Here is a 4959-nt window from a genome sequence, read left to right as displayed (position 1 = left end):
CTTCTGGGACGGGATGAGGATGTACTTCCCGTCTTCCCGGCGCCGTGCGTAGATCCTGCCGTCGACGTACCGTATCTCCGTCGGATAGCAATCCGCGCTGTTGCAGCAACTCAGCACCGGATTGTCCGGCATGTGCCAGCTCGAATAGAACTTCTCGTGCAGCAGCTGATCCTGGGGCGGATGATGACGATGTGCATCCTGTCCAAGCTCCTCGGCCTTCACTCCGGTCAGCGACGGAAGCGACAGCGCAATCGTCAAGAGGAGTTTGCAAGCACGGTTCAGCACGCAGCCCCCCGTTCAGAATTTCGGACTCACGCCGCCTGAAATCGAAACAGCCATYGGCGGTCGCGCTCGCGGCGCGCCCTGAAGCGATCGAGACACCTTCTGGAGCACAGCGGCGTTCGCCAGGAATAATATCGGATCAGGCCAAACTTGCCGTTACAGACAGCACAGCCTTTTACAACAGGACCGCGCTCGGGGTGTTCAGGGCTATCGCACATCATGCTCTACTCCTGTCTGTCATGATCGTGGCTACGCTCGTGCGTCGGTGCACGGCCATCCACGCTCGTTATTGAAAATGCGGTCTCTCAATCACGACCCGCCAATCATGCGGCAATTCGGAGTATCGGACGCAGAGCTTGGCTCTATGAGCAGCACATCGCGCAAATCGCTGGCTCGTGCCTTGCACATCGCATCCCCTCGATTGGTCGTGAGACTAGTCCGCACACAACGGACCGCTCAATTGTACGGAGGTAAATGTGCTCTATGATTAGGAATGCGCGAGCTATACGTAGGTTTGTCCCGTAGTTCCCCGGCCCTTTGCCTTCAATTAGACCAAGCAAAGCCAGCTGGCTGCACGGCAACCGCGAGTTTCGGTGGGCGGATTCCACTTTAGTCGTAAGGAATTGCTCCCCTTGTTGCAAAGTGCTCTACTTGCCTTGGCCTCAGCGAGCCGGGATGCCTGCGATGATGCCAGGCCAGATTGCGAAATTTGGGAATTCGGCCGCACAATTCCTGCTCGGCGGCCTTGCGGCGCTTCGATCGTTCGGCAACGGCGAGAAGGACGAGCCCGCGGTCGCGGATGATTCGCGGCAAGACGCCGTCGATCTACGCGACGCCGTGAGGCAGTGGCGTGAGGTGTTCGAGCACAATCCGGTCATGTATTTCATGGTCGATCCGGCCGGAACAGTGCTCAACGTCAATACGTTCGGTGCCGCGCAACTGGGCTATACGCCGGCCGAGCTGATTGGCCAGTCCGTGCTCAACGTCTTCTTCGAGGAGGACCACGACTACGTCCGTCGATGCGTCGCGCGGTCCCTGGAAACCCTGCACCAGTCGCATACCTGGGAGATTCGCAAGTTCCGGAAGGACGGCTCGGTCCTCTGGGTCCGTGAAAACGCCAAGGCGATGCTGCGCGGCGACGGAACGCCGATCGTGCTGGTTGCCTGCGAAAATATCACCCAGCGCAAGGAGGCGGAGGATGCGCTGCGGCAGAGCGAAGCCTACCTCGCCCAGGCGCAGGAACTGAGCCGCACCGGCAGCTTCGGCCTGAACGTCGCGACAGGCGCGATCGTCTGGTCAAGGGAAACCTTTCGCATCTTCCAGTGCGACCTGGCGGTGAAGCCGACCCTGGAGTTTGTCTTCCAGCGCATCCATCCGGAGGATCGCGATGCGGTCAGCAGGACCCTCGATCGGGCCTCCCGACGCGCAGAGGATTTCGACCACGAGTATCGCCTGCTGATGCCGGATGGATCAGTCAAATACCTCCATTCCGTGGCGCGCGCGCTGAAACATGGATCAGGGCGCATCGAGCTCGTCGGGGCCGTCACCGATGTCACGGTTGCAAAGGAGTCCGAGCAAAGGCTGCGGCGCAGCGAGGCCTATTTGGCCGAGGCGCAACGGCTCAGCCATACAAGCAGCTGGGCCTGGGATGTGCGCCGTCAGGAGTTTGCATACCGATCGGCTGAACTCTACCGCCTGTTCGGATTTGAGCCGAACCATATCGATGTACCGGCACGGGCTTTCCAGGAACGTATCCTCCCCGAGGACTTCCAACGGATCATCGAGGTGGAACGTCAGGCCCTCCGGCGAAGGGACCCCTTTGAAATCGACTTTCGCATTGCGCGCCCAGACGGCTCGATACGACGAGTCCATACCGAAGGACATCCCATCGTCGGCAGCGATGGCGAAGTGATGGAAATCATCGGTACCCATGTGGACGTCACCGACCAGGTCGCCGCAAAGGAAGCGCTTCAAAGGGCATTTGACGAGCTCAAGGCATCCGAGCAGCGATTCCGCGACTATGCGGAAACCGCATCGGACTGGTTTTGGGAGACCGGGCCGGATCACCGTATCACCAAGATATCGGAACACGCCGATCCGGCCGGTGCTGCGCCGACGGCCCTGATCGGCCTGACGCGCTGGGACATTCCGCCCGATGCCGAGCTCGAACCCGGGAAGTGGGAGCAGCATCGCGCGACGCTCGACGCCCACCTCCCGTTCCGCGATCTGGTTTACCGCGGCAGGGATCGCAACGGCTCTCCAATTTACGTGCGCACCAGCGGCAAGCCCCTGCATGACGCGGACGGTCATTTTCTCGGCTATCGAGGCGTCAGTAGCGATGTAACGGCGGCGATCCGCGCCGAGCATGCTGAAGAAGCGCTGCGCAAAGCACAAGCCGAGCTCGCCCATATCACGCGCGTCACGACGCTTGGCGAACTCACCGCCTCGATTGCCCACGAAATCACCCAGCCTCTTGCCGCCGTGATTTCCAATGCGGACGCCTGCATGACTTGGCTCGATCGCGAACCCGCCGACTTGAAGGCCGCGCGCCGTTCCGCAGAATGGATCGTCGAGGACGCCAATCGGGCCAGCGAGGTGATCCGCCGGATCAGGGCGCTCGCGAAGAAGACCGAGATCGAAGTGGTTCCACTCGACATCAACCAAGTCGTCAGGGAGGCGGTGGCGCTCGTTCGGCGCGAGCTCGCCACCCATAGGGTGTCGGTGCGAATGGAGTTGGCGTCCAACCTGCCGAAGATTTGCGGCGACCGGATCCAGCTCCAGCAGGTGCTGATTAACCTGGTGATGAACGGCATCGAAGCCATGCAAGCCAATGTCGACTGCCCGCGCGAAATGGCGATCCGATCGAGCCGGACGGACGACGACGACGACGGCGACCGCCTGGTTCTCACCGTGACGGACCGCGGTGTCGGCCTCGGCAAGGACGTCAAGGAACGCATCTTCACCCCCTTCTTCACGACGAAATCGGACGGTCTGGGGATGGGACTCTCGATCTGCCGATCAATCATCGAGGCTCACGCGGGCCGGCTTTCGGCCTTTCAAAATGAGGGGAGCGGTGCAACATTTCAGATCGCCCTGCCCTTGCAGCACAGGGACACGTCGTGACCGACCATGCCAAGCAAGGCCAGGCGAGCGCGGGTGAGCCGATCGTCCTGATCGTCGATGATGATCCGTCGATGCGCCGCGCGCTGACCAATCTCTTTCAATCGGTCGGCCTTAAGGTCGAGGCCTTCAGTTCAGCGGCAGAGATCTTGGAAGCCAAACCGCCTGCGGTCCCCAGCTGCCTTGTGCTCGACATCCGCCTGCCAGGATCGAGCGGCCTCGACCTCCAGGCCGACCTCGCCAAGGCCAACATTCACACGCCCATTATCTTTATCACCGGTCATGGCGATATTCCCATGACCGTGAGAGCCATGAAGAGCGGTGCCGTCGATTTCCTCACCAAACCGGTGCGCGATCAGGACATGCTGGATGCGGTACAGGCGGCGATCGAACGGGATCGCAGGCGGCGCGATGCGGAGAAGTCGATCTCAGGCGTGCGCTCCCGTTTCGAGGGGCTGACAGCGCGCGAGCGCGACGTCCTCGCCCTGGTTGCATCCGGCCTGATGAACAAACAGGTCGCCGCCGAACTTGGATTGGCCGAGATCACCGTGAAGATCTATCGCGGGCAGATCATGCGGAAAATGGAGGCGAAGTCATTGGCCGATCTCGTCCGAATGACCGACGCGCTTGGAATCCCGCGCAATAGGGGTCACCTGCAAACCTAAGTATGCTTTCCAATCTCGCTCCGGGGGCCCACTTTCCCTAAACGGCTGAACCGCGGCCGGCGGCTCCCCGTTCAGGAGCGATCATATTGTCAGTGCCTTCGATCATTTCCGTCATTGATGATGATCCCTCCGTTCGCCTTGCGACGAACAACCTCCTGACGTCGCGTGGATACACGGTCTACACCTTTGGTTCCGCTCACGAATTTCTCCAATCCGCCGAACTGGACACGACCTCCTGCGTGATCGCGGACGTGCAGATGTTGGCCATGAGCGGCGTCGAGCTGTTGATGCATATGCGCAGCCTCGGGCGCATCACGCCCTTCATCTTCATGACGGCTTTTCCCGACGACGCCGTGCGCGACCGCGCGCTGAAGGCCGGCGCGAGCTGCTTTCTCGCCAAGCCGTTTTCCACGCCAGCTCTGCTTCAATGTCTGGAGGCGGCCCTGTCGGAGTCCAAGATGTAACCTGGCCGCGCCTGCCCCTGATAGCTCCTCAGGCTGCGGCGGCTCATCGTCGTGGCGACATAGTAGGGGCGAGGCGCTCAATCCACCTTGATGTTGGCCGCCTTGATGATCGGCCACCACTTCGCGATCTCCGCCTTCTGGCGGGTGCCGAGCGCTTCGGGGGTGAGCTGATCCTGCGGCGTCATCTCCAGGCCCTGGCTTTCGAGCTGCTTCTTCACGGCGGGATCGTTCAGGGCGTCCACGGCCGCGGCGTTGAGCTTGGCCACGATCTCCTTCGGCGTGCCCTTCGGCACCCACATGCCCGACCACAGCGTCATGTGGAAGCCTTTCAGGCCCGCCTCCTCAGCGGTCGGGATGTCGGGCGCCGAGGGCAGGCGCTTGTCGTCGGTGACGGCGTAGGCACGGATGGTGCCGGCGCGGACCTGGTT

The 4959-nt window shown here is 61.6% G+C and carries 5 protein-coding genes; 3 read left to right on the top strand and 2 right to left on the bottom strand.

What is annotated here, in order from left to right; translation table 11 throughout:
- On the bottom strand, window positions 1-258 hold a 258-nt coding region (locus tag AC1D00_RS26545), incomplete at its 3' end, for a hypothetical protein (RefSeq protein WP_477012688.1).
- Window positions 259-966: 708 nt separating this feature from the next.
- Between AC1D00_RS26545 and AC1D00_RS26540 the strand changes: the two genes are divergently transcribed.
- From AC1D00_RS26540 to AC1D00_RS26530, 3 genes are all read left to right on the top strand, one after another.
- Entirely contained in the window at window positions 967-3405 is a 2439-nt protein-coding gene (locus AC1D00_RS26540) for a PAS domain S-box protein (RefSeq protein WP_477012687.1), read from the top strand.
- Complete coding sequence (locus tag AC1D00_RS26535; protein WP_027548274.1) at window positions 3402-4067, top strand: response regulator transcription factor; 666 nt, start codon at window positions 3402-3404, stop codon at window positions 4065-4067. The genes AC1D00_RS26540 and AC1D00_RS26535 overlap by 4 nt, the downstream gene beginning before the upstream one ends.
- 86 nt (window positions 4068-4153) lie before the next feature.
- Window positions 4154-4531 carry a response regulator transcription factor gene (locus AC1D00_RS26530; RefSeq protein WP_027548273.1) on the top strand — a complete coding sequence of 126 codons (378 nt, stop codon included), beginning with the start codon at window positions 4154-4156 and terminating at the stop codon, window positions 4529-4531.
- 77 nt (window positions 4532-4608) lie between these two features.
- Here AC1D00_RS26530 and AC1D00_RS26525 read toward each other — a convergent pair.
- The coding region (locus AC1D00_RS26525) for a tripartite tricarboxylate transporter substrate-binding protein (protein WP_477012686.1) at window positions 4609-4959 on the bottom strand (351 nt) is incomplete at its 5' end.

Source organism: Bradyrhizobium sp. P2_E8 (assembly GCF_056403875.1).
Note: the sequence above shows the minus strand (reverse complement) of the source record. Positions and strands in the feature narration are given on the sequence as shown.